At 70.5% G+C, this 23,317-nt stretch carries 21 protein-coding genes; 6 read left to right on the forward strand and 15 right to left on the reverse strand.

What is annotated here, in order from left to right:
* The first annotated feature begins 89 nt into the window (after positions 1–89).
* Both lnt and PV734_RS01470 read left to right on the forward strand, forming a co-directional pair.
* Entirely contained in the window at positions 90–1,709 is a 1,620-nt protein-coding gene (lnt, locus tag PV734_RS01465) for an apolipoprotein N-acyltransferase (protein ID WP_319288546.1), read from the forward strand.
* A 66-nt stretch (positions 1,710–1,775) separates the two neighbouring features.
* Entirely contained in the window at positions 1,776–2,270 is a 495-nt protein-coding gene (locus PV734_RS01470; RefSeq protein WP_319288547.1) for an NUDIX domain-containing protein, read from the forward strand.
* 103 nt (positions 2,271–2,373) lie between these two features.
* On the opposite strand, the gene PV734_RS01475 is transcribed toward PV734_RS01470, so the two are convergent.
* Entirely contained in the window at positions 2,374–3,639 is a 1,266-nt protein-coding gene (locus PV734_RS01475; RefSeq protein ID WP_319288548.1) for an alpha-L-fucosidase, read from the reverse strand.
* Positions 3,640–3,993: 354 nt separating this feature from the next.
* Here PV734_RS01475 and PV734_RS01480 point away from each other — a divergent pair, with 354 nt between their 5' ends.
* The gene (locus tag PV734_RS01480; RefSeq protein ID WP_319091646.1) at positions 3,994–4,404 is read left to right on the forward strand and encodes an SseB family protein; all 411 of its coding nucleotides are present in this window, start codon (positions 3,994–3,996) and stop codon (positions 4,402–4,404) included.
* 30 nt (positions 4,405–4,434) lie between these two features.
* On the opposite strand, the gene PV734_RS01485 is transcribed toward PV734_RS01480, so the two are convergent.
* From PV734_RS01485 to PV734_RS01525, 9 genes are read right to left on the reverse strand one after another with little or no spacing between them, the layout of a single operon-like run.
* A complete protein-coding gene (locus PV734_RS01485; protein ID WP_319091647.1) occupies positions 4,435–5,811 on the reverse strand; it encodes an FAD-binding oxidoreductase in 1,377 nt (458 codons plus the stop codon).
* Positions 5,808–6,944 (reverse strand): acyl-CoA dehydrogenase family protein, encoded by a 1,137-nt coding sequence (locus PV734_RS01490; RefSeq protein ID WP_319288549.1) that lies wholly within the window; start codon positions 6,942–6,944, stop codon positions 5,808–5,810. Before PV734_RS01490 ends, PV734_RS01485 begins: the two co-directional genes overlap by 4 nt.
* On the reverse strand, positions 6,941–7,957 hold the full coding sequence (locus PV734_RS01495; protein WP_319091649.1) for an ABC transporter substrate-binding protein: 1,017 nt from the start codon (positions 7,955–7,957) through the stop codon (positions 6,941–6,943). Before PV734_RS01495 ends, PV734_RS01490 begins: the two co-directional genes overlap by 4 nt.
* A gap of 56 nt (positions 7,958–8,013) precedes the next feature.
* Complete coding sequence (locus tag PV734_RS01500) at positions 8,014–9,120, reverse strand: LLM class flavin-dependent oxidoreductase (protein ID WP_319091650.1); 1,107 nt, start codon at positions 9,118–9,120, stop codon at positions 8,014–8,016.
* 23 nt (positions 9,121–9,143) lie between these two features.
* The gene (locus tag PV734_RS01505) at positions 9,144–10,115 is read right to left on the reverse strand and encodes an ABC transporter substrate-binding protein (RefSeq protein ID WP_319091651.1); all 972 of its coding nucleotides are present in this window, start codon (positions 10,113–10,115) and stop codon (positions 9,144–9,146) included.
* Positions 10,112–10,831 (reverse strand): ABC transporter ATP-binding protein, encoded by a 720-nt coding sequence (locus PV734_RS01510; protein ID WP_319091653.1) that lies wholly within the window; start codon positions 10,829–10,831, stop codon positions 10,112–10,114. The genes PV734_RS01505 and PV734_RS01510 overlap by 4 nt, the downstream gene beginning before the upstream one ends.
* Positions 10,832–10,836: 5 nt before the next feature.
* On the reverse strand, positions 10,837–11,715 hold the full coding sequence (locus PV734_RS01515) for an ABC transporter permease (protein ID WP_319091654.1): 879 nt from the start codon (positions 11,713–11,715) through the stop codon (positions 10,837–10,839).
* A 45-nt stretch (positions 11,716–11,760) separates the two neighbouring features.
* Positions 11,761–12,612: a sulfurtransferase gene (locus PV734_RS01520; protein WP_319091655.1), complete on the reverse strand. Its 852-nt coding sequence runs from the start codon at positions 12,610–12,612 to the stop codon at positions 11,761–11,763.
* Positions 12,609–13,334, reverse strand: a complete 726-nt coding sequence (locus PV734_RS01525; RefSeq protein ID WP_319288550.1) for a lysophospholipase — start codon at positions 13,332–13,334, stop codon at positions 12,609–12,611. Before PV734_RS01525 ends, PV734_RS01520 begins: the two co-directional genes overlap by 4 nt.
* A 366-nt stretch (positions 13,335–13,700) precedes the next feature.
* On the opposite strand from PV734_RS01525, the gene PV734_RS01530 reads away from it, so the two are divergent.
* Positions 13,701–14,549 carry a LysR family transcriptional regulator gene (locus tag PV734_RS01530; RefSeq protein ID WP_319091657.1) on the forward strand — a complete coding sequence of 283 codons (849 nt, stop codon included), beginning with the start codon at positions 13,701–13,703 and terminating at the stop codon, positions 14,547–14,549.
* Positions 14,550–14,644: 95 nt separating this feature from the next.
* Here PV734_RS01530 and PV734_RS01535 read toward each other — a convergent pair whose 3' ends face one another.
* The 5 genes from PV734_RS01535 to PV734_RS01555 all read right to left on the reverse strand — a co-directional run bounded on the left by PV734_RS01535 (position 14,645) and on the right by PV734_RS01555 (position 19,352).
* Positions 14,645–15,052 carry a MarR family transcriptional regulator gene (locus PV734_RS01535; RefSeq protein ID WP_319288551.1) on the reverse strand — a complete coding sequence of 136 codons (408 nt, stop codon included), beginning with the start codon at positions 15,050–15,052 and terminating at the stop codon, positions 14,645–14,647.
* Between the two features lie 82 nt (positions 15,053–15,134).
* Positions 15,135–16,166 carry a LacI family DNA-binding transcriptional regulator gene (locus PV734_RS01540; RefSeq protein ID WP_319091659.1) on the reverse strand — a complete coding sequence of 344 codons (1,032 nt, stop codon included), beginning with the start codon at positions 16,164–16,166 and terminating at the stop codon, positions 15,135–15,137.
* Positions 16,163–17,068 carry a carbohydrate ABC transporter permease gene (locus tag PV734_RS01545; RefSeq protein WP_319288552.1) on the reverse strand — a complete coding sequence of 302 codons (906 nt, stop codon included), beginning with the start codon at positions 17,066–17,068 and terminating at the stop codon, positions 16,163–16,165. Before PV734_RS01545 ends, PV734_RS01540 begins: the two co-directional genes overlap by 4 nt.
* On the reverse strand, positions 17,065–18,039 hold the full coding sequence (locus tag PV734_RS01550; protein ID WP_319091662.1) for a sugar ABC transporter permease: 975 nt from the start codon (positions 18,037–18,039) through the stop codon (positions 17,065–17,067). The genes PV734_RS01545 and PV734_RS01550 overlap by 4 nt, the downstream gene beginning before the upstream one ends.
* Positions 18,036–19,352: an ABC transporter substrate-binding protein gene (locus tag PV734_RS01555; protein ID WP_319288553.1), complete on the reverse strand. Its 1,317-nt coding sequence runs from the start codon at positions 19,350–19,352 to the stop codon at positions 18,036–18,038. Before PV734_RS01555 ends, PV734_RS01550 begins: the two co-directional genes overlap by 4 nt.
* A gap of 200 nt (positions 19,353–19,552) precedes the next feature.
* Between PV734_RS01555 and PV734_RS01560 the strand changes: the two genes are divergently transcribed.
* Both PV734_RS01560 and PV734_RS01565 read left to right on the forward strand, forming a co-directional pair.
* Positions 19,553–21,574: a beta-galactosidase gene (locus PV734_RS01560; protein WP_319288554.1), complete on the forward strand. Its 2,022-nt coding sequence runs from the start codon at positions 19,553–19,555 to the stop codon at positions 21,572–21,574.
* A 128-nt stretch (positions 21,575–21,702) separates the two neighbouring features.
* Positions 21,703–23,286, forward strand: a complete 1,584-nt coding sequence (locus PV734_RS01565; RefSeq protein ID WP_319091666.1) for a glycosyl hydrolase 53 family protein — start codon at positions 21,703–21,705, stop codon at positions 23,284–23,286.
* Positions 23,287–23,317: the final 31 nt, after the last annotated feature.

Below are 23,317 nucleotides of genomic sequence, written 5' to 3' on the forward strand. Positions count from 1 at the left end.
AAACGATGCGGCAGGCGGGCCGGAGAGGGGCCACCGCCACCGCCGGACCGTGCTGTCGGCGGCCCGGGCAGGCGCCGTACACTCCCGGAGTGACCGCCACCGCTCCTTCCACAGCCGAGCCGGACCAGCTCGAACCGCAGCTCGCGCCCGCTTCGCGCCGCGCCCGGCTGCTGCGCCTCTGGCCGGCCGCCACCGCCGCGCTCGCCGGCGTGCTGCTGTACGTCAGCTTCCCGCCCCGCACCCTTTGGTGGCTCGCGCTGCCCGCGTTCGGGCTCTTCGCCTGGGTGCTGCGCGGCCGGTCCTGGAAGGCGGGGCTCGGCCTCGGCTATCTGTTCGGCCTGGGTTTCCTGCTTCCGCTGCTGGTGTGGACCGGGGTGGAGGTCGGCTCGGGCCCCTGGCTGGCGCTGGTCGTCGTCGAGGCCGTCTTCGTCGCGCTGGTCGGCGCGGGCATCGCGGCCGTGTCCAAGCTGCCCGGGTGGCCGCTGTGGGCGGCGGCCGTGTGGATCGCGGGCGAGGCCGCACGCGCACGCGTGCCGTTCCGCGGCTTCCCCTGGGGCAAGATCGCCTTCGGCCAGGCGGACGGCGTCTTCCTGCCGCTCGCCGCGCTGGGCGGCACCCCCGTGCTCGGCTTCGGGGTCGTCCTGTGCGGGTTCGGACTGTGCGAGGTCGTACGCCAGGTGATCGAGCGGCGCCGTACCGGTGCCGTGGCGTCCGTACCGCGCGCCGCCGCGGTCGTCGCCGCGCTGAGTGTGGCCGTCCCCGTGGTGGGCGCCCTGACCGCGCGGACCCTGGTGAGCGACAAGGCCGAGAACGGCACCGCGACAGTCGCCCTCATCCAGGGCAACGTGCCCCGCGCGGGCCTCGACTTCAACGCCCAGCGGCGTGCCGTGCTCGACTACCACGCACGGGAGACCCTGCGGCTGGCCGCCGAGGTCAAGGCGGGCAAGGTGGCGCGGCCCGACTTCGTGCTGTGGCCGGAGAACTCCTCCGACGTCGACCCGTTCGCCAATCCCGACGCCGCCGCGGTCATCGAGAACGCCGCCAGGACGATCGGCGCGCCCATCTCGGTCGGCGGTGTCGTCGAGCGGGACGGCAAGCTCTACAACGAGCAGATCCTGTGGGATCCGGCCAAGGGCCCGACAGACACGTACGACAAGCGGCAGGTGCAGCCCTTCGGCGAGTACCTCCCGCTGCGCTCGATGCTGGCGCACATCAACAAGAACTGGACCACCATGGTCCATCAGGACTTCAGCCGGGGCAGCAAGCCGGGTGTGTTCACCATGGACGGTGCCAGGGTCGGCCTGGCCACCTGCTACGAGGCCGCCTTCGACTGGGCGGTGCGCGACACCGTCACCCACGGCGCCCAGATCATCTCCGTGCCGAGCAACAACGCCACCTTCGACCGCAGCGAGATGACCTACCAGCAGCTCGCGATGTCCCGGATCCGCGCCGTCGAGCACAGCCGGACCGTCACGGTCCCGGTGACCAGCGGGGTGAGCGCGATCATCATGCCGGACGGGAGGATCACCCAGCGGACCGGCATGTTCGTGGCCGACTTCCTGGTCCAGAAGGTGCCGCTGCGCTCCTCGGAGACGCCCGCCACCAAGCTCGGCATTCTGCCCGAGATGCTCCTCGTCCTGGTCGCCGCCGGCGGTCTCGGCTGGGCGATCGGCGCGGCAGTGCGCGGGCGGCGCGCCGGTGGCGTGTAGTCGTACGCCGGTCGCACGCCCCTGTGATCAACAGGAGTGGCCGGGCCGCCCGGTTAGGGTCGGGGCATGGCTACTCCTGACTTCATCAGTGCTCTCCGTGCCTCGGCCGGCCACCAGTTGCTCTGGCTCCCCGGTGTCACCGCCCTCGTCTTCGACGACGAGGGACGAGTGCTGCTGGGCCGGCGCTCCGACACCCGCAAGTGGTCGGTGATCGGCGGCATCCCGGACCCGGGTGAGCAGCCGGCGGCCTGCGCGGTGCGTGAGGTCTACGAGGAGACCGCCGTCCGGTGCGTACCCGAGCGGGTCGTGCTGGTCCAGGCCCTGGACCCGGTGACGTACGAGAACGGGGATGTCTGCCAGTACATGGACATCACCTTCCGCTGCCGGGCCGTCGGCGGCGAGGCGCGGGTCAATGACGACGAGTCCCTGGAAGTCGCCTGGTTCACGGTGGACGCGCTGCCGGAACTGAACGAGTTCGCGCTGTTCCGGATCAAGCAGGCGATGTCCGACACCGAGGCGCCCACCTGGTTCGACACCGCCGGTTTCGCCGGTTCCGAATGACCCGGGCAGTGGCAGTGGCAGCGCGGTGAGCATCGGCCCGCCGGACAATCCGGCGGGCCGTCCCGCGTCACGGTCCAGCGGCGGCCCGGGACGCGTCCGCCGGTCAGTCGCGTCCCGTGCCCCGGTAGAGGTCCAGCTCACCATCGAGTTCCACGGCCAGGACGGTCGCGTACTCGTCCAGGTCGGCGGCCCCCGGCGCGTCGATCCATGTCACGCCGGGCACCTTGTCCAGGCCCCCGGTGACATGGTGGCCCAGCTCGGTGCCCGTGCCGACGACCGTGACACGCCGTACCGCGTTGCGCAGGCCCCGGATCGACACGGCCTCGCGGGGCGCGTCGAAGCAGACCAGGTACAGGGTGCGTCGGTCGGCCGAGAGCGTGCTCGGACCGTAGTGGTGCCCGGACGGCAGCCCCGCGACCGTGCCGTACACCGCGTCGGCGTGCTTCGTCACCCAGGCGCCGAGCCCCTCCAGACGCTCGACCTGCTCCTCGGGAATCGTGCCGTCCTCCATGGGGCCGACCCCGAGCAGCAGGTTGCCGCCCATGCCGATCGTCTCCGTGAAGTAACGCACCAGCTGGCGCACCGACTTGAAGTCGCGGTCCTTGGCCCGGTAGCTCCAGGAGTCGTTGATCGTCAGGCACAGCTCCCACGGGCCGTCCGGGGCGATCAGCGGAACGCCCTGCTCGGGGGTGGCGTAGTCGCCGTAACCGAGCATGCGGGCGTTGAGGATGGTGTCGGGGTTGCCGGTGAGGATCAGCTCGGACAGCTCCCGCATCCGCCACTGTTCCTCGGTGCGCTCCCACTCGCCGTCGAACCAGAGGACGTCGGGGCGGAAGCGCTCCACCAGCTCACCCACCTGGCCGTCGCGGTAGGCGAGATAGCGTGCCCAGGCCTCCGGGTCCTCCTCGCCGGGGCGGGCGTGGGAGTAGTCGTTGGGCTCGACGATGTACGGACCGGGGTGGCGTTCGCTCGCGTAGTCGGGGTGGTTCCAGTCGGAGTGCGAGTAGTAGAGGCCGACCTTCAGGTTCTGCTCGCGCAGGGCGTCGACGAAGCCGGTGACCAGGTCCCGGCCGGCCGGCGTGTCCCGGACCACGTCCAGGTTGTGGTGGTCGGTGTTCCACAGGGCCACGCCGTCGTGGTGCTTCGTGGTGAGGACGGCGTACTGGGCGCCGACGCGGGCGAACAACTCTGCCCAGGCCTTCGGGTCGTAGCGCGAGGCGGTGAAACGGTCGAGCTGTTTCATGTACTCCTCGTGCGTGACCTCACCCGTGTAGAAGGACCACGACTCGGCCCAGCCGTCCACGGCGTAGACGCCGTAGTGGATGAAGATGCCCAGCTTGGCATCGGAGAACCAGGGTTGCATCGGCATGGGCCCACGCTAGGCACGGGCTCCCGGCGCGCGCGTGGGCGCCGGTCACCACTACTGGTCCGTTCTCACCATCGGCGACGCCACCCGCACGCGCGTCCCTAACGGCTCCAGGGATGGTCCGGCACCGCCGCACCGCACCGGTAGCAGTGGCCCCAGGAACCTCAGGGGACCCGCATGTCCGGAGACCGGATCCGTCCCCGGGACCCGTTCTGTGCCCGGACGCGGCGCGTCCCCGATGCGTCCTGTCCGGGTTGCGCATGCCCGCGGTCACCTCGGGTAGGCGACCGCCACTGCGCCCGGGGGCCGACTGTGCCCCGGGTGGCCCGTACGACCGCCGCTACCAGGGGACCCACCATGGAGACATCCGCCAACCAGGACACCGCCACACCGGCCCGACGGGCGCTCGACGCCCTGGCCGACAACACCCAGGACCCGGCCGCGCTGGACGTCCTCGCCATGAGTGACGTGCTGGTGCCCGTACCGGACGACGTCAGCGATGTGGACGCCCGCAACCCCTCGACCGTGGCGCTGCCCGTCCTGGAGGAGCCTGACGGGCGGGAGGCCGTGCCCGTGTTCACCTCGGAGCCCGAACTGGCCGAGCTGCTGCCGGCCGTCTCCCGCTACCGTCTGATCCCGCTGGGCGCCCTCGCCGACCAGTGGCCCACCGGCGACCTCTCGCTCACCATCGACGCGGCCTCCCCGCACGGGATGACGGTCACCTCCGAGGGCGTACGCACCCTGCTGGCCAGGCCGTTCGAGTACTGACGCCGGTCAATCCCGTCATTCCCGGTCGGGCTAAAGGGACTTGCCCGGGTTGAGGATGCCCCGCGGATCGAACGCGTCCTTGATGCGCCGCTGCAACGCATGGGAGGCGGGCCCCAGTTCGTCGGCGACCCACTGCCGCTTCAGCACCCCCACTCCGTGCTCGCCGGTCAGCGTCCCGCCGAGCCGCAGCGCCAGGGCGAAGATCTCGCCCGCCGCTTCCCAGGCGGCGTCCGGCAGCCCGTCCAGGGCCGGGTCGACCACGATGATCGGGTGCAGGTTCCCGTCCGCCGCGTGGGCGATGGTGAACACGGGGACATCGTGGCGCCGTGAGACGGCCCGGATCTCCCGGGCCGCCTCCGCGAGCCGTGAGCGGGGAACCGCGATGTCCTCGATCAGGGGGCGGCCCAGCCGTTCCAGGGCGGGCAGGGCGCCCCGGCGGACGGCCAGCAGCGCCTCGGCCTCGGCCGGGTCCTCGGTCCGCTCCACCGACGTCGCCCCCGCCCCGGCCAGCACCTCGGCGACCGCGGCCGCCTCCGCCCCGGCACCCGCGCCGTCGCACTGCACCAGCAGCAACGCCGCGCCCCGCTCCCGCAGCGCCGGATCGACGGCGTGCAGCACCGGTCCGTCGACCAGCTCCGCGAGTGCCGGTACGACCCCGGCCCTGCCGATCGCGTACGAGGCCTCGGCGGCTGCCTCGAAGGACGGGAAGTACGCGGCGAGGGTGGCAGTGGACACCGGCAGCGGGCGCAGTCGCAGTGTCGCCGAGGTGATCACCGCGAGGGTGCCCTCCGAGCCGGTGAGCAGCGCCGTCAGGTCGTAGCCGGTGACGCCCTTGACGGTACGGCGGCCCGTGCGCACCACCGTGCCGTCCGCGAGCACCGCCTCCAGACCGAGCACGCTGTCCCTCGTCACGCCGTACTTGGCGCAGCGCAGCCCGCCCGCGTTGGTGGCGATGTTCCCCCCGATCGTCGACAGGGCCGCACTCGCCGGATCGGGCGCGTACCGCAGCCCGTGCGCGCCTGCCGCCCGGTCCAACTCGGCCGTGACGACGCCGGGTTCGACGACGGCGAGCTGGTCGTCGACGGACAGCTCCAGGACGCGGTCCATGCCGGACAGGTCGAGCACGAGCGTGCCCTCACCCGCCGACGCCCCGCCCGACAGCCCGGTGCCCGCGCCGCGCGGCACCACCGGCACGCGCAGGGCGTGCGCGTGCCGAAGGGTGACGGTCACGTCCTCGGTACGGCGCGCGTGCACCACCGCGAGCGGCCCGCCGTACGCCCGGGTGCCGGAGCGGTCGGTGGCGTGCGCGGCCCGCGTCACCGGGTCGGTGGCCAGTCGGTCGGGCGGCAGGTCGCGGGCGAGGAGGCCGAGGAACTGCGCGGACGCGGTCGTCGTCGGGGCGGTCACCGGGCCTCGCCCTCCGCGGCCGACACCTTCGCCGCCAGGGCCTTCGTACCGATCGCGAGCACGGAGATGTCCTCCTGCGGCGCATGCACCGGCGCGCACTGGATGTCACGGAAGTGCCGTTCCAGGGGGTTGCCCCGGGCCAGCCCCGGATTGCCGAGCAGCCGCACCGCCAGCCCGACGGCCCGTACACCGTGCCGGTCTGCCAACACCCTTGCGCCCAAAGCCTGTTCGGGGGTGTACGAGGTGTCGGCGGCGTCGACCCGCGCGGCACCGCCGAAGATCAGCTGCTCGGCGCCCGTGAGCAGTACCTCGATCTCCCCGGCTGTCCGCCGGAAGCGTTCCGTGCGGGCCACCGGATGCCCGAGGTTGGCGGGCACCCGATTCCGCGCGAACGTGTGGAAGTACGCCTGCGCGGCCCGTGCGACCCCCAAGTACAGGGCGGCCAGCGGCAGATGGAGGGAGGCGCCCGCCCGGTTGTCCTGCTCGGCGGACGGGCCGTACGGTGCGAGCCCGATGACATGCTCGTACGGCACTTCCACGTCCCGGAACGTCACGTCGTGGCTGCCGCTCGCCCGCAGCCCCAACTGGTCCCAGTGGCCGGTGACTTCGATACCGGGGGAGTCCCCGGGCACCAGGAAGGTGCCCACACGTGGCTCCGGCTCGTCGGTTGTGGCCCACACCAGGAACCAGTCGAGGCCCTCGGCGCCGGTGACGAACCGCTTCGTCCCGCTGACCGACCAGCCGTCCCCGGTGCGCCGGGCCCGGGTGGCGGGCAGCCCGCCCCGGGCGGGGGAGCCCAACTCGGGTTCCACACGGGCGTGGTTGATGAGTACGGGGCGTACGAAGGACTCCTTGACGATCTGGGCGTACAACTCCTCGGGCCAGTGCGGCTGTACGGACTGCCGGCCGTGGGTGGTGAGGGTCATCGCGGCGATCAGGGCGACGGAGGGGTCGCCTTGGCCGAGGGTGTGCAGGATGCGCGCGGTCTCCTCGACCCCGGCGCCCCGGCCGCCGTACCGCTCGCCGATGGTGGCGGTGAGCAGGCCGGCCTCGTGGGCGACCTTGAGGGAGTCGGCGGGGAACGTGCCCGAGCGGTCGTAGCCGGCGGCCAGTTCGGCGATGCGGGCGGTCACAGCGTCTTCTTCAGGTCGGCGGCGAGTTCGGTGTTGAGCTCGGTCGACCAGAACGACCTGACGTCCAAGGGCTCCTTGAGCGCGCCGAGTTCGGCGAAGACGTCGGCCACCTTCTGCTGCGAGGCGATGGTGTCGTTGCCCACCGTGCGGGCCTGCGTCGGACGCTGGGTCTGCTGGTCGACCAGGTCCTTCTCCGCCTGGGCGAGCGGCTGGTGGGTGCCGGCCGACACGATCTTCGCGAACTCGGCCTCGTGGCCGTCCCTGACGTACGCGTACGCCTGGGTGATCCGGGCGATGAGATCGGCCGTCGCCGCCTGCTGGGCGGGGTTCTTCAGGACGCTGTCACGGGCTGTCCAGAGGAAGTTGCCCGACAGGATGTCCTTGCCCGAGCCGACCGTGGAGGCGCCCTGCTGGTGGGCGGTGATGATCGACGTGCCGTAGGAGGCGAAGGCGTCGATGCCGCCGCCGTTCAGCGCGGCGAGGCCGTCGTTGGGCAGGAGAGGCTTGGCGTCGACGTCGGACCATTTCAGGCCCGCCTGCTTCAGCAGCTGGTAGAGGAAGTAGTGGGCGGTGGTGTTCTGGACGTAGCCGACCTTCTTGCCCTCAAGACCGGCGATGTCGGTCACCTTCGACCCCTTGGGGACGACGACCTCCTGGTTGAGCGTGGCGGCCCGCTGTACGGCGACGACCTTGAAGTTCGGCTTGCCGTCGGCGGCGGCGAAGACGGGCGGGATCTCGCTGGAGGAGGCCAGGTCGAGGGCGCCGGCGCGGATCGCCTGTAGCTGGAGGTCACCGCCCTGGAAGACGTTCCACTTGACCTTGTAGGGGGTGTCGTCGAGGTGCGCGAACTTCAGGACCGCCTCCTCGACCTTCCAGCCGGTCGCGCCGACGTTCAGGGTGACAGCGGACTGGTCGGACGGCGATTCGGCCCGGGCCTGGCTTCCGCAGGCCGCGGTGAGGGCGAGCAGCAGGACGGCGGCGGACGCGCGCAGTGGGCGTGAGCGACGGAACACGGAGTCTCCATTGGGGTGTTCGCAAACGGAGCGTGATGGAAGGGGAGTTGACGGAATCAGGCGGCCCGGGCGGTGGTCGCCGCACGGTGGGCGAGCTCCTGGCGGACCAGCGGAAGTACGTAACGGGCGTAGTCGATGGCGTCGTTGAGCGGGTCGTAGCCGCGGATCGACAGCAGGTCGCAGCCGATGTCGACGTAGTCGAGGAGCGCCCTGGCGACGGTCTCGGGTGAACCGACCAGGGCGGTAGAGGCGCCGGCCGCGTTGGTGGCGACGGCCGGGGCCGTCCACAGGCACCGGTCGTGGACCTCGCCCCGTTCGGCGATGTCCAGCAGCCGCTGCGAACCGACGTTCGCGGGGCGGCCGTCGGTCCGGTAGTGGCGCAGCATCTCGGTGTTGGACGACTGGTCCTTGAGGACACCGAGCGTGCGGTGGGCCTTCTCCCACGCCAGTTCGTCGGTGGGCGCGATGATCGGGCGGAACGACACCCAGATACGGGGGTCGGGGCGCCCGGCGGCTGCGGCGACCGCGTTGACGGCGGCGATCTGCTCGGCCGTCTCCTTGAGCGGCTCGCCCCACAGTCCGAAGATGTCGCCCTGCTGCCCGCCGACCCGGTAGGCGTCCTCGGACGACCCGCCGACGGAGATCGGCACCAGCCCGTGCACGGGTTTCACGTCGGAGTAGTAGCCCTCGAAGCGGAAGTACCTGCCCTCGTGCGAGACCGGCCCCTCGGCCTGCCACACCTTGCGCAGGATCTGGATGTATTCGTCCGAACGCTCGTACCGCTCGCGCTTGTCGAGGTAGTCGCCCTCACGGCGCTGCTCCTCGTCGCTGCCCCCGGAGATGATGTGCAGCGACAGTCGGCCGTTGCTGATCTGGTCCAGGGTGGCGAGTGCGCGGGCCGCGTGGGTCGGGAAGATCACGCCCGGCCGGTGGGCCAGGATCGGGCGGATCCGCTCGGTGTGGGTGGCGACGAACTGGGCGAGCTGGAGGGCGTCCGGGGACGCCGAGTGGTAGGCGACCAGGGTGTGGTCGAAGCCGCCGTCGTCCAGGGTGCGGGCGTACTTGCGGACGAAGTCGGGGTCGAAGCCGCCGGTGCGGCTGCTGGAGGCCGGGCCGTTGGATCCGGTGTCGGTGTGGACGGCGCTGATGAACTCGACAGGCATGGAGAACTTCCTTGTCGTGACGGTTACTTGAGAAGGGACGTGTCCGCCGACTTCGCCACGTCGACACTCGGGTCCAGGACACCGATGCTGTTCATGAGGTCGGCCACGTCCTGGACGGTTCTGTTCACGTCGTCGGTGATCGGCAGGACCTGGCCGTACGCCGCCGAGGCCAGCGTCTTCGCCACCGAGGCGTCGGCGCCGTTGCGCTCCTGGATGGCCTTCGCGTAGGCGTCCTTGTTCGTGCTGGTCCACTTCAGGGCCGTACCCAGGCGCTTCAGGAAGTCGGACAGCGCGGCCTTCTTCGAGGAGTCGGCGAGGGCCTTGTCGGAGGCGTTGACGAAGCCGTAGCCACTGACCCGGCCGTCCGCGCCGTCGACCAGCAGCTTGCCGCCCTGCTCCAGGGCAACGGCCTGGTAGACGCCGAAGATCGCCCAGACCTTGATCCTGCCGGAGGAGAATGCGGCCTGCGCGTCGGTGGGCAGCAGGTACTGCACCTTGACGTCCTTGTAGTCCAGGCCGTTCTGCTTGAGGACGTTGGCCAGCAGGTACTCCGAGATGCTGCCCTTGGCGGAGGACACCACGACCTTCCGGCCCTTGAGATCCTTGACGCTGTCGATGCCGGAGTCCTTGCGGACCACGAGACCGACATGCGTGCCGTCGTTCTTCAGGGCAGCGACGTTCTTGATCTTCACGCCGCCGCTGAGGGCCTGGAGCGCCGGCAGGTCGGCGGAGAAGCCGGTGTCGGCGGCTCCCGCCTGCACGGCCTGGTAGAGCGGGGCCGCGCCCTCGAACTCGGCCCACTTCACGTCGTACTTGGCGCCCTTGAGGGCCCCGGAGGCGGCGACGATGGTCTGGAGGGTCTTGGCCTGGTCGCCGATGGTGAGGGTCACTTTGGAGCCGCTCCCCGCGGCGTCCACCGAGGAGTCCGCGCCGCAGGCGGTCAGCGCCAGCAGGGCGGTGACGCTCAGCGCGGCGGTGGCGAGTCTGCGTATCACGAGGGGGTCCCTTCGAGGGTGTGCGAGGTGACGCCGAGCCAGCCGAGGAGGCGTGCGCGGAGGGTGACGAACTCGGGCGAGGTGAGATCGCGGGAGCGGGGCAGGTCGACGGTGAGGTCGTGGGCGATACGGCCCTCGTCCATCACCAGCACCCGGTCGGCGAGCAGCAGTGCCTCCTCCACGTCATGGGTGACCAGGAGGATCGCGCAGCCGTGCCGCTGCCACAGCTCGGCGACCAACTGCTGCACCCTGCCCCGGGTCAGCGCGTCGAGCGCGCCGAACGGCTCGTCGAGAAGCAGGAGTTCGGGCTCGCGGACCAGGGCGCGGGCCAGCGAGACCCGCTGGGCCTGGCCGCCGGACAGTGTCTTGGGCCAGACGGTCGCGCGGTCCGCGATCCCGACCTCGGCCAGCGCCTTCGCGGCGAGCGCCCGGTCGGGCCGCCCGGGCAGCCCGAGGACGACGTTGCGCCACACCTTCAGCCAGGGCAGCAGCCGCGGCGACTGGAAGGCCGCGCTGCGCCGCGCGGGCACGGTCACCTCGCCGCCGATCTCGTCGTCGAGCCCGGCGAGGATGCGCAGCAGCGTCGACTTGCCGCAGCCGCTGTGCCCGAGCAGGGCCACGAACTCGCCCTCCCGGATGTCGAGATCGAGCTCGTGCAGAACGGTGTTGCCGTCGAAGGCCCGCGAAAGCCCCCGTATTTCCACGCTGTTGGCCATGACGATCACGCCTCGCCCTCGAAGTTGGCCCGCCAGGTCAGCAGGCGGCGGGACAGGACCCGTACGGCGAAGTCGCAGGCGAGGCCGAGCAGCGCGTACACGGCGAGGCAGAGGACGATGATGTCGGTACGGAAGTACTGCTGGGCGTTGCTCATCAGATAGCCGAGCCCCGCGTCCGCGTTGATCTGCTCGGCGAAGACGAGGGCCAGCCAGGCGGTGGAGAGCGCGTACCGGAGCCCCACGAGTGCCCCGGGCAGTGCGCTCGGCAGGATGACGTACGTGATCAGCCCGAGCCGGCCGAGACCCATCATCCGTGCGGCTTCGACGAGTTGGGCGTCGGTGGACCTGATCCCGCCGTAGATGTTGAAGTAGAGCGGGTAGGTGACCCCGAGGGCGACCAGGGCGATCTTCGGGGTCTCCTCGATGCCGAACCAGACGATGAACAGCGGGATCAGACCCACCCAGGGGATCGCCCGGAACATGCCCATCGAGGAGTCGATGACGTCCTCGCCGAGGCGGAACAGCCCGGCGAGCAGGGAGAGAACGAGTGCGACTGTCGCCCCGATGAGGAAGCCGACGGCGGCCCGGCGGCCCGACGCGGCGATGGCGCTGGGCAGTTCACCGTTCTTCGTCAGGTCGACGGCCTGTTTCAGGACGTCCACGGGAGAGGCGAGCACCGACTCGGGCAGCACACCGGTGGCCGAGGTCAGGAACCAGAGGAGTACTAGGCTCACGGGTCCGACGGTCCGGCGTACCGAACGGGGAACGTGGAAGCGTCGGGTGGTGCGGGCGGCGCCGCGGATGGTGATCCTGGGGGCCAGGTCCGGGGGAGTGTCGGGGGGCGGCGGCGCCAGGGGCGCCGCGTCGAGCGGTTTGGTGGTCATGGCGGGGTTCGGTTCCTCTCGCGGGGCTCCGGGCTGTACTCGGTGTCAGGACGGCTCGGGGCCGGTCGCGGCCGGCCGGGTGGGATCGGCGGACCAGGCGGACCAGGAACCGGCGAAGAGGGTCGCGTCGAACCCGGCGATGGTGAGTGCGGCGATCTGGTGGGTGGCGGTGACGCCGGAACCGCAGTAGACGCCGATGCGCGACGCGTCACCGGCACCCCGGTCCTCGAACCGCTTGCGGAGCAGTTCGGGCGACAGGAAGGTGCCGTCGGTGGCGAGGTTCTCCCCGGTGGGTGCGGAGACCGCGCCCGGGATGTGTCCCGCACGTGGGTCGACCGGCTCCACCTCCCCCCGGTACCGTTCGGCCGCGCGGGCGTCCAACAGCAGTCCGTCGCGGGAGAGTTCGGCGGCACCGTCGGCATCGGTGAGCGGCAGCCCGCCGGAGGCCAGGACGACGTCGCCGGGTTCCGGATCGACGGGAACGCCGGTCTCCTGCGGCAGTTCCGCCGCCCGCCAGGCACCCAACGCCCCGTCCAGCAGGGTCACGTCGGCCACTCCGGCGTACCGGAGGAGCCACCAGGCCCGTGCGGCGGCGGTGTTGCCCAAGTCGTCGTAGACAACGACCGGTTGACCCTGGCGGAGCCCCCAACCGCGGGCCGCCGTCTGCAACTCGGCGAGGTCCGGGAGCGGATGCCGACCGCCCTCAGGGTTGGCCGGCGCGGCCAGCTCGGTGTCCAGGTCGACGTACACCGCGCCCGGGATGTGCGCGTCGGCGTAGTGGTCGCAGCCGTACGGGTCACCGAGGGCCCAGCGGACGTCGAGGACCAGCGGCGGGTGGCCGGAGGCGAGGGCGTCGCGCAACTCCGCGACGGTCGTCGTCACGCGTGAGGCGCTCATGCGACGCCCTCCGCGATCACGGGCAGCTCGGGGGAGAGACGCAGGCGTTCGAGGAAGAGGACCACAGTGGCGGCTGCGGTGCGGTGCAGCGCGTCGTTGAGCACGTCGTGCCGACCGCCGGCGAAGGCCACCGTCCGGATGTTCGGGTGCCCCGCGTAGACGCTCAGTACCTGGTCGAGCGGGCTGATGGAGTCGTCCTTGCCGTACAGGGCGAGTACGGGTACTTCGACCCGGTCGAGCCGCAACTCCGGCAGATCGACGGCCGTATCGATGGCGCCGCGCCGGAAGGCGGGGTCGTCGGCGAGCCGGCCCTGGTGGGTCGGGCAGGCGGTACGTGCCGCCAACTCGTCGTCCCAGCCACCGGACTCCCAGGGGCCGATGGGCAGGCCGACGAGGATCAGCGCGTCGACGCCCGCCGGATGCTCGGCGGCGAGCTGAACGGCGTACCGGGCACCCGTGTCCGAGCCGACCAGGATCTTCGGGCCCGGCAGTGACTCGTCGGCGAGAAGCTTGGCCGCCTCGTCGAGCACGGACGGGTCGGCGGACGGATCACCCAACGCCCGTACCCGGTAGGCGTCGAAGGAGAGGCGGCGGCCGAACCGCTCGTACACACCGCCGTGTTCGCCCCGGCCGGGCAGCACGATCAGCGTGCCGCGGGCGGCAGGACCTTCGGGTTCGTCCCACGAAGCGAGGCTGGCGGGGACAGCGGGGGAAGAGGGCATGAGGGGACAACTCCCGTTTCAGGGCAGGGAAATGGGCATGCGGAGAGCGTCAGAGAAGAGGGGAAGGCGAAGGAGGGAGGGGAGAAGGGTCTATCGGTACGCGGGCAGCGCGGAACCGGTCAGTTCAGGCCTACGGAAACGCCGGGAGGCGGCGTGGGATCAACGACAGCGCGCGCTGCACGCCACGCCGAAGTCGATGACTCGGCGCTGCGTGAGAAGAGCAGCAGATGCGGTCGGATACGCCATGCGCTCATCATGACCGGCACCGGCGCGTGACGTCCAACGACGATTCCGCATCGAAATCGATCAGTATTCGTGATCGATCAGGAATGGCGATCGATGAGCCGTACGGGCTACGGTCGCCGTGTGCCCCAACCTGTCCTCGACATCGTGGCGCTGCGCAGCCTGACCGCGATCGCCGACCACGGCGGCTTCCATCGCGCGGCCCAGGCGCTCGCCCTGAGCCAGTCCGCGGTCAGCCAGCACGTCCGCCGGCTGGAGAAGACGCTGGGCAAGCCGGTCGTCGAGCGTGAGGGCCGGGGCATGCGCTTCACTCCGGAGGGTCGGCTGCTGCTGGAACAGGCCCGCCGTGTCCTCGCCGTCCACGACGAGGCCGTACGCACCCTGCTCGACGTCGACGCCGACACGATCACCCTCGGCTCCACCGAGCACGCCGCCGACCAGTTCCTGCCCCTGCTGACCGCGGCCGTCGAGGCGGTGCGTCCGGGCTGCCGGGTGCGGTTCCGCATCGACCGGTCGGCGCGGCTCGTGGAGGCGGTGGAGCGGGGCAGCGTGGATGTCGCGGTGTACGTCACCGAGGCCGCCGCCACCGAGGGCACACCGGTCGGTGGTCTGCCGCTGACCTGGCACGCCCCGCCCGGCTGGGCACCGCCGGCCGCCCCTGCCCCCGTTCCGCTGATCGCGATCGAGGACCCCTGCGCAATCCGCCGCCGGGCCATCGCAACCCTCGCCGAGCAGGGCGTCCCGGCGTCGGTGGTGGGCGACGCGGGCTATCTCGCGGGCGTCCTCGACCTGGCCCGCACCGGCCGGGGCGTAGCCCTCCTGGCCACGGTCGGCCCCGCCCCGGACGGCCTCGCCCCCTACGAGGGCCTGCCCCCGGTCCCCCCGATCCCGATGAGCGCCCTGGCCCGCCCAGGCGCCGACCCGGCCACGGTAGAGGCAGCTTTCGCGGCGGTAAGACAACTACTGACCTGAGCCCCGATAGGGGCGCGGGGCTGTGTCAATATGCGGCTCCGCCGCGGGGCGCGACAAGCCCCCACCGGCCCGCGGTAAACCAACGACCTGTCCGCTCAACTCCCCAACGTCCGCGCCAACGCGGCACGTTGCAACGGCAAGACCTCCTCGTGCAGCTCACGACCACGCACCGTCAAAGCCACCCGCACCCCCCGCCGGTCCTCCACGCACATGCTGCGCTCGACCAGCCCGTCCTTCTCCAGCCGCCCGATGAGCCGCGACAGCGCACTCTGGCTGAGATGGACCCGCCCGGCGATGTCCTGCACCCGGCACTTCTCACCCGGGTCCGGGGCGTCACCCGCGGCCGCCTCCTCCGCGACGAGGACGTCGAGCACCTCGAAGTCACTCGCGCCCAGGCCATGCGGATGCAGCACGCGGTCGATCTCGCACATCGTCCGCGCGTGCGCCGCCAGGATGTCCCGCCACTGGTCCGCCAGACCCGTACCGGCGTTGTTCGCTGCCATGCCCCCATGTTAATGCGTATGCATAAAAACCGGAGTGGCCCGGGCGGTGTGATCGCCGACGCGAGCAGAACCCGGGCGGAACTCAGGCAGAGCCCCGCTTGATCAGCTCGGTGGGCAGGATCACCGCCGCCGGATCCTCGCCGCCGATCTGGGCGAGCAGCACCCGTACCATCTCGGCGCTGATCCGGTCGTAGGGCTGCCGGATGGTCGTCAACTGGGGGCGGGCGGCGAGGGCGGCCGAGGAGTCGTCGAAGCCGCCCACCGACACGTCCCCTGGGACGCTGCGCCCCGCACGCTCCAGTGCCGTGAGGACGCCCTGTGCCATCAGGTCGGACGCGACGAACACGGCGTCCAGGTCCGGGGCCTGCGCCAGCAGACGTTCCGCACCCGCCTCGCCGCTGGCCCGGCTGTAGTCGCCGGAGACGACGAGGCGCTCGTCGTACTCGATGCCCTCCTCGGTCAGTACCTCGCGATAGCCGGCGAGGCGTTCCACACCGCCCGGGGTGTCGAGCGGGCCGGTGACCACACCGATGCGGCGGCGGCCCAACGACAGGAGATGGCGGACCATGTCCCGGGCGCCGTCGCGGTCGTCGGCCGCCACGTAGCTCACCTTGGAGCCGAGCCCGATCGGCTTGCCGCACGCGACCAGCGGTACGCCGGCCTCGCACAGCTCCTGCGCGACCGGGTCACCGGAGTGGCTGGAGACCAGCAGCACCCCGTCGACGTGACCCGCGGTGATGTACCGCGTGAGGCGGCGCCGCTCGTCCTCCGTCCCCGCCAGCATCAGCAGCAGCGGGATGTCGTGCGCCGCCAGTGCCTGGGTGCAACCCCGCAGCAGGACATTGAAGTTGGGGTCCTCGAAGAAGCGTTCCTGAGGTTCCGTCAGCAGAAAGCCGATCGAGTCGGAACGGCCGGTGATGAGCGATCGGGCGTGGCGGTTCACCACGTAGCCCGTCTTGCGGATCGCGGCGTTCACCGCCTCCTCGGCACTCGGGCTGACGTAGTGCCCGCCGTTGAGTACACGAGAGACGGTGCCTCGGGACACTCCCGCCTCGCGGGCCACGTCGTGGATCGTCGGCGGTTTGCGCCGGCCCCCGGTATTGCTCATGGTCATGACTTTACGGCTCCGGAAAGCAGGTCGAGGCTCCAGAACCGCTGGATGACCAGGAACAGGGCGATCAGCGGGAGCACCGCCAGGAAGGCGCCCGTGATCACCAGCGTGTAGAGCGCGGGGGTGGCCGCTCCCTGTTCGAGAAGCGTGAACAGACCCAGCGTGATCGGGAACTTCTCGTCGTCGCTGAGCATGATGTAGGGGAGCAGGAAGTTGTTCCACACCGCCACGAACTGGAACAGGAACACCGTCACCAGGCCCGGGATCATCATCGGGAGCGCGACCCTGGTGAAGATGCGCCACTCGCCCGCGCCGTCCATCCGCCCGGCCTCGACCACGTCGGCCGGTACCGCCGCCGCGGCGTAGATCCGCGCGAGGTAGATGCCGTAGGGGGAGAGGATCAGCGGCAGCAGAACGGACGCGTAGGAGTCCGTGATGTCGGCCTTCGCCAGCAGCAGGTACTGGGGGATCGCGAGGATCACCGGTGGCATCAGCACGCCCGCCATCAGGACGCTGAACACCGTCTCCCGGCCGCGGAAACGGTAGACCGCCAGAGCGTAGCCGCTGATCGCCGAGACGGCCGTCGAGAGGAGGGAGCCGAGGCCGGCGTAGAGGGCTGAGTTGCCCATCCACTTCCAGTAGACGCCGTCGCGGTAGGCGCTCAGCTCCTTGACGTTGTCCGTGAAGCCGCTGCCGGGCAGGAACGTGAACGTGGAGAACAGTTCACTGCCCGACTTCGTCGCCGCGATCACCACCCACGCGACCGGCAGCAGGCAGTACAGGGCGCCCAGGAGCAGGGTGATCGTCGGGATCAGGGCGATCCGGCCGCGCAGCGGCGGACGTTGGGCGGTGCCGGGCCTGGCGCCCGTCGCCGTTTCCGGCTTGCCCACGGCAAGAGAACTCATCGTGCTGCCTCCTGCTTGTTACGGGAGTTCGCGGCCCGCAGGAAGCCGAACGAGAGGACGAGTGTGACGATCGCGATGATCGTCGCCTCGGCCGCCGCCGAGTAGATGTCACCCTTGCCGAAGGCGTCCTGGTACACCTTCATCAGCGGACTCCACGTCGTGGACACGGAGTTGGTGAGGGGCTTGAGGGTGGTCGGCTCGCTGAACACCTGGAGCGTCGCGATGATCGAGAAGAAGAAGGTCAGCACCAGCGAGGGCGCCACCATCGGGATCTTGATCCTGAGGGCGATCTGCAGCGGGGTGGCGCCGTCCAGCTTCGCCGCCTCGTACACCTCGGCGGGGATGGAACGCAGCGAGGTGTAGATGACGATCATGTTGAAGCCGGTGCCGCCCCACACCGCGATGTTGGAGAGGGCGAGATAGAGCGGACCGCCGTCCAGCAGGTCCGGCTGCGGCAGCCCCAGCCTGTCGAGGACGAAGTAGAACGGAGAGACGTCGGGCAGGTACAGGAAGCCCCAGAGCAGCGCGGCGACGACGCCCGGAACGGCGTACGGCAGGAAGATCGCGAGCCGGGTGAAGGGGGTGAGCCGTACCTTGTCCGCGTCGAGCATCAGTGCGAAGACGAGGGCGAGCCCCAGCATCACCGGGACCACGATCGCGCCATAGCCGACCACGCGCAGCGCGCCGCTGAGCAGCTCGCTGTCGGTGAGGGCGTCGGTGTAGTTGCCGATGCCCGCCCAGACCTCCTTGCGCGCCCCGGCACCGAGGCCCAGGCCGGACACCTTCACCTTGTGCAGGCTCAGCCAGAGCGCGTAGCCGATGGGCAGGGCGAAGAACAGGGCGAACAGGGTCACCGCGGGGAGAAGGAAAATATAGGGGGCGCATCGCGCTCGTTTGAGGGTGGTGGTGGGAGACGGGTGGGCGTACGGGGCCGACCTGACCCCGTACGACCGCCGGCGTGCGCTGGTCACTCCGCGACTCCGAAGCCCTGCTTCTTGAGGTCGGCGACCGTGTCGTCCTGCATCGTCTTCAGGGCGGCACCGAAGTCGGACCTGTTCTTCGCGGCCGAGGCGAACGCGTCCTTGAACGAGGTGTACGCCACGTTCACGTTGGGGCCCCACGCGGAGGGCGCCGTGGTCTTCGCGATCTCGGCGGCCTTGGTGTAGAAGTCCGCCTGGTTGGAGAAGAAGTCGGGCGACTTGAGGAACGCGCCGCTGAGCTGGGCGCCCGTGGCGGCCGGGTAGATCCCGCCTTCCTTGGCGAGCGCGGCCAGCGCGGCACGGTCGGTGTTCAGCCAGGCGGCGAACTTCGCGGCGGCCGACTTGTGGGAGGAGTCCGTGGTGACGGCCGTCGATGAGCCGCCCCAGCTGCCCGTCACGTCCTCGCTCGCCGACCACTGGGGGAGCGGGGCCATGGCCCACTTGCCCTTGGTGTCCGGCGCGGCCGTGGTCAGCGTGCCCGGCGCCCACACCGCGCTGACCCACGCGATCTGCTTGCCGGTGTCGAGCGCCTTGTTCCAGGCCGGGGTGTACATCGGCTGGTTGTCGATGGCGTCCTCCTTGACGAGGTCGCCCCAGAACCTGGCGACCTTCTCGGTCGCCGCGTCGTCGATACCGACCTTCCACTTCTCGCCGGAGGTCGTCCACCACTTGGCGCCGGCCTGCTGGGCGAGGCCCGCGAAGAGACCGGAGTCGTTGGCGGAGAAGGTGGTGAGGTCCTTGTCCGGTGCCTTCTTCTTGAGGTCCCTGGCGGTCTGGGCGAACTCGGCCCAGGTGGTCGGGACCTTCAGTCCGTACTGCTTGAAGAGGTCCTCGCGGTAGTAGAACATCATCGGCCCGATGTCCTGCGGCACCGCGTACACCGCGTCCGTGCCGAGCGTCGTCTGCTGCCAGACACCGTCGGCGAAGTCCTTCTTCGCGTCGCCGACATCGCCCGAGATGTCCGCGAGGGCGTCGTTGCTGACCAGCGTCGGCAGCGCCTGGTACTCGGCCTGCACCAGGTCCGGTGCCTTCTTGGCCTTGTGCGCGGTGAGGATCTTGGTGACCAGGGTGTCGCCGGACGCCTGCTTCTTCACCGTGACGGTGATCTGCTGCTCCTTGCCGGGCCCCTTGTTCCACAGGTCGACGACCTTGTCCATGCCGGGCGTCCAGGTCCAGTACGTCAGCGACACCGGGCCCGACTGGGCGTCGCTGTCGTCGTCGGACCCGCAGGCGGCGAGTGTGGTGGCGCCGAGCGTGACGGCGACCGCGGTTGCCACGAGGCGCCACTGCTTCGTGTTCGGCATGGAACTTCTCCCCTGACCTTGGGGTCCTCGCCTGCTGCGAAGACCCGTCATGCTTCTGTGAGCGTTCACAGTAGAGAAACACACTGGACACTTGTCAATGGTTGTAGCCATGCGGTTATCTAGGCCACGCGCCGCTCACCACTGTGTGTGCACGTTCCCAAGAAGTGTTCCAGAGCGACTGACCGATCGGGAGACATTCCATGCCGGAGACCACCCCCACGGGCCTCACCAGGCTTGCCTTCGGCGGGGACTACAACCCCGAGCAGTGGCCGGAAAGCGTCTGGCAGGAAGACGTCCGGCTGATGCGCGAGGCCGGTGTCACCATGGTCAGCGTCGGAATTTTCTCGTGGGCCCTGCTGGAGACCGCCCCCGGGGTGTACGACTTCGGCTGGCTGAGCCGCTTGCTCGACCTGCTGCACGAGAACGGCATCCGCGCCGACCTGGGCACCCCCACCGTGGCCCCGCCGGCCTGGTTCTACCGTGAGCACCCGGACGCGCTGCCGGTGACGCCCGAGGGCGTGCGCTACGAGTTCGGCTCCCGTGCCGCGATCTGCCACAGCAACGCCTACTACCGCGCCGCCGCCGCGAACATCACCACGCGGCTCGCCGAGAGCTACGGCGCCCACCCCGCGCTCGCCATGTGGCACGTACACAACGAGTACGGCGTGCCCGTCTCGGCCTGCTACTGCGACTCCTGCGCGGCCCACTTCCGGAGCTGGCTGCGGACGACGTACGAGACGGTCGACGGCGTCAACGAGGCATGGGGGACGGCCTTCTGGGGCCAGCGCTACGCCACCTTCGAGGAGATCAACCCGCCGCGCGCGGCGCCCACGGTCGGCAACCCGGGCCAGGCGCTGGACTACAAGCGCTTCGCCGACGCCACCATGCGCGAGAACTTCGTGATGGAGCGGGACATCCTGCACCGCCTGGCGCCCGGCATCCCGGTCACCACGAACTTCATGACCGCGCTCAGCCAGTGCGACTCCGTCGACTACTGGGCCTGGGGCCGCGAGGTCGACATCGTCACCAACGACCACTACCTGATCACCGACGGCCGCCGCACCCACGTCAACCTCGCCATGGCCGCCGACCTCACCCGCTCCGTCGGCGGCGGCGCCCCCTGGATCCTGCTGGAGCACTCCACCTCCGGCGTCAACTGGCAGCCCCGCAACCCCGCGAAGGCACCGGGCCAGATGGCCCGCAACTCCCTCGCCCATGTGGCCCGGGGCTCCGAGGGCGCGATGTTCTTCCAGTGGCGCCAGTCCCGGCGCGGCGCCGAGAAGTTCCACTCGGCGATGCTCCCGCACGGCGGCACGGAGACCCGCGTGTGGCGCGAGGTCGTCGAACTCGGCGCGTCCCTCGACTCGTTGGCCTCCATCCGCTCCACCCGCACGGTCGCCGACGTCGCCGTCCTGTGGGACTGGCACTCCTGGTGGGCGCAGAACCTCCAGTGGCGCCCCAGCGAGGACCACGACCCGCGCGAGCGAGCCGACGCATTCTACGAGGCCCTGTACGACCGCCACCTCACGGTCGACTTCGCCCACCCGGAAGCAGACTTGTCGGCCTATCCCCTTGTCGTCGTTCCCGCGCTGTACCTGATGACGGAGGCCGCCGGGAACAACCTCAGGGAGTACGTCGAGAACGGCGGCACCCTCGTCGTCTCCTACTTCTCCGGCATCGTCGACGAGCACGACGCCGTGCACACGGGCCCCTACCCGGGCGCCCTCCGTGACGTACTGGGCCTGACCGTCGAGGAGTTCTCGCCGCTGCTCCAGGGCGACGCCGTACGCATCACCGGCCCCGACGGCTCCGAGCTGACCGGCGACGTGTGGACCGAGTTCGTCGTCCCGCGCGGCGCCGAGACCGTGTGGACGTACGCCGACGGTCTGACCGCCGACCACCCGGCCGTCACCCGCCACCGCCTCGGCGAGGGCACCGCCTGGTACGTGTCGACCCGCCTCGACGCGCACGGGCTGGACGCCCTGCTCGGGTGGGCCACCGAGGACGCCGGCATCGCACCCCGCGCCGACCTCCCGCACGACGTCGAACTCGTCCGCCGCACAGGCGAGTCGGGCACCTACCTGTTCGCCGTCAACCACACCGGGTCGGACGCCAAGGTGCCCCTGGAGGCACCCGGCACCGAACTGCTGACGGGCGAACGGGCCGCCGGCCGCCTCGCGCTGCCCGCCGGAGCCGTCCGGGTCGTACGACTCGACGGCTGAACCCGACGGCCGAGCCGCAAGTTCCCCTCCGCCCGTGTGTGCCACGAGAGCCGCGGGCGGAGGGGCCCCTCCTTCCCCTCGGGAGGGACACCCCCAAATCCATCACGTCGAAGGGACGACGGACGACGATGTTCCATCCCAGACGCACACCCAGGCCCATGACCGGGCGCGCACTCAGGGCCCTGCTGCTCCCGCTCGCCGCAGGCCTCGCCCTCACCGCGCTCCCCGCCACCTCCGCGCAGGCGGCAAGCACCCTCACCAACGGCGGCTTCGAGGCCGATGGTTCGGGTGCGGCGGTACCCAACGGCTGGTCGGAGTACGGCGACACGGGCGCCTCGTACGTGGAGTCCGGCGGCCACGGCGGCAGTTACCGCCTGTCCCACTACTCCGCCTCCGCCTACAAGGTGGAGACCTACCAGTACCTGTCCGGGCTGACCAACGGCAACTACAAGCTCACCGCGTGGGTACGCTCGGGCGGCGGCCAGAAGTCGGCCTACATAGCGCTGAAGAACTGCGGCAGCGCCGAGCAGCGCACCGACCTGCCCGTCTCCGCCAGTGGGTGGATCCGGATCGTCGTGCCGATCGCGGTGACCAACAACCAGTGCACGATCAGCGTCAACTCCGATGCCAACGCGGGCAACTGGATCAACGTCGACGACCTGACCTTCGCCTCCGGCACGGGCGGGCTGTCCGTCAAGGGCGCCGACATCTCCTCCCTCCCCAAGAGCGAGGCCCTGGGCGGTACTTACAAGACCGGCGCCGGCGCGACCTCGGACGCGCTCACCGTCCTCAGGAACTCCGGCATGAACTACGCGCGGGTCAAGGTCTGGGTCAACCCGGCCGACGGCTACAACAACAAGGCGCGCGTCCTCGCCCTCGCCAAGCGCATCAAGGCGCAGGGCATGAAGCTGCTGGTCGATTTCCACTACTCGGACACCTGGGCCGACCCGGGCGCCCAGAGCAAGCCGTCCGCGTGGGCCGGACACTCGTACAGCCAGTTGAAGACCGACGTCTACAACCACACCTACGACGTCCTGAACGCCCTCAAGTCCCAGGGCACCACCGCCGACATGGTCCAGGTGGGCAACGAGATCAACGGCGGCATGCTGTGGTCCGAGGGCTCGACCGACAACTGGTCCCAGCTCGCCGGTCTGCTCAACTCCGGCTACAACGCGGTGAAGGCGGTCAACTCCGGTACGACCGTGGCGCTGCACCTGGCCAAGGGCGGCGACCTGGCGGGCACCCGTTGGTGGTTCGACAACGCGGTGTCCAACGGTGTGAAGTTCGACGCCATCGGCCTTTCCTACTACGGCTACTGGCACGGTTCGCTGTCGGACTTCCAGACCACCCTGGACGACGCCGCCTCGCGCTACGGCAAGCCGGTGTTCGTCGCCGAGACGGCCTACCCCTTCCGGCTCGACAGCGAGGACTCGCACGAGAACATCATCGACACGACTGGTGAGCTCGTCTCCGGGTACGCGGCGTCCACGGCCGGGCAGTCGGCCTGGTTCCGGGACATCCTGAACATCGTGGAGGCCGTTCCGAACGGCCGCGGTCTCGGCGTCTTCTACTGGGAGGCGACCTGGACCGCGGTCACCGGCAACGGCTGGGACCCCACGGACCCGTCCTCGGGCAACGGCTGGGAGAACCAGGCGCTGTTCGGCTACGACGACAAGGCGCTTCCCGCGATGACGTGGTTCAGCCACCGCTGAGCCACGAGTGACAGGGGTTCGGCCGCCTGAG

It is taken from the genome of Streptomyces sp. AK08-02, assembly GCF_033795085.1.
GTDB lineage: Bacteria > Actinomycetota > Actinomycetes > Streptomycetales > Streptomycetaceae > Streptomyces > Streptomyces echiniscabiei.

Excerpts from the sequence above, each read along its gene's own strand:
- PV734_RS01470 (WP_319288547.1), top strand. The coding sequence starts at position 1,776 with ATGGCTACTCCTGACTTCATCAGTGCTCTCCGTGCCTCGGCCGGCCAC.
- PV734_RS01475 (WP_319288548.1), bottom strand. The coding sequence starts at position 3,639 with ATGCCGATGCAACCCTGGTTCTCCGATGCCAAGCTGGGCATCTTCATC.
- PV734_RS01480 (WP_319091646.1), top strand. The coding sequence starts at position 3,994 with ATGGAGACATCCGCCAACCAGGACACCGCCACACCGGCCCGACGGGCG.
- PV734_RS01500 (WP_319091650.1), bottom strand. The coding sequence starts at position 9,120 with ATGCCTGTCGAGTTCATCAGCGCCGTCCACACCGACACCGGATCCAAC.
- PV734_RS01510 (WP_319091653.1), bottom strand. The coding sequence starts at position 10,831 with ATGGCCAACAGCGTGGAAATACGGGGGCTTTCGCGGGCCTTCGACGGC.
- PV734_RS01515 (WP_319091654.1), bottom strand. The coding sequence starts at position 11,715 with ATGACCACCAAACCGCTCGACGCGGCGCCCCTGGCGCCGCCGCCCCCC.
- PV734_RS01520 (WP_319091655.1), bottom strand. The coding sequence starts at position 12,612 with ATGAGCGCCTCACGCGTGACGACGACCGTCGCGGAGTTGCGCGACGCC.
- PV734_RS01525 (WP_319288550.1), bottom strand. The coding sequence starts at position 13,334 with ATGCCCTCTTCCCCCGCTGTCCCCGCCAGCCTCGCTTCGTGGGACGAA.
- PV734_RS01535 (WP_319288551.1), bottom strand. The coding sequence starts at position 15,052 with ATGGCAGCGAACAACGCCGGTACGGGTCTGGCGGACCAGTGGCGGGAC.
- PV734_RS01540 (WP_319091659.1), bottom strand. The coding sequence starts at position 16,166 with ATGACCATGAGCAATACCGGGGGCCGGCGCAAACCGCCGACGATCCAC.
- PV734_RS01545 (WP_319288552.1), bottom strand. The coding sequence starts at position 17,068 with ATGAGTTCTCTTGCCGTGGGCAAGCCGGAAACGGCGACGGGCGCCAGG.
- PV734_RS01555 (WP_319288553.1), bottom strand. The coding sequence starts at position 19,352 with ATGCCGAACACGAAGCAGTGGCGCCTCGTGGCAACCGCGGTCGCCGTC.
- PV734_RS01560 (WP_319288554.1), top strand. The coding sequence starts at position 19,553 with ATGCCGGAGACCACCCCCACGGGCCTCACCAGGCTTGCCTTCGGCGGG.
- PV734_RS01565 (WP_319091666.1), top strand. The coding sequence starts at position 21,703 with ATGTTCCATCCCAGACGCACACCCAGGCCCATGACCGGGCGCGCACTC.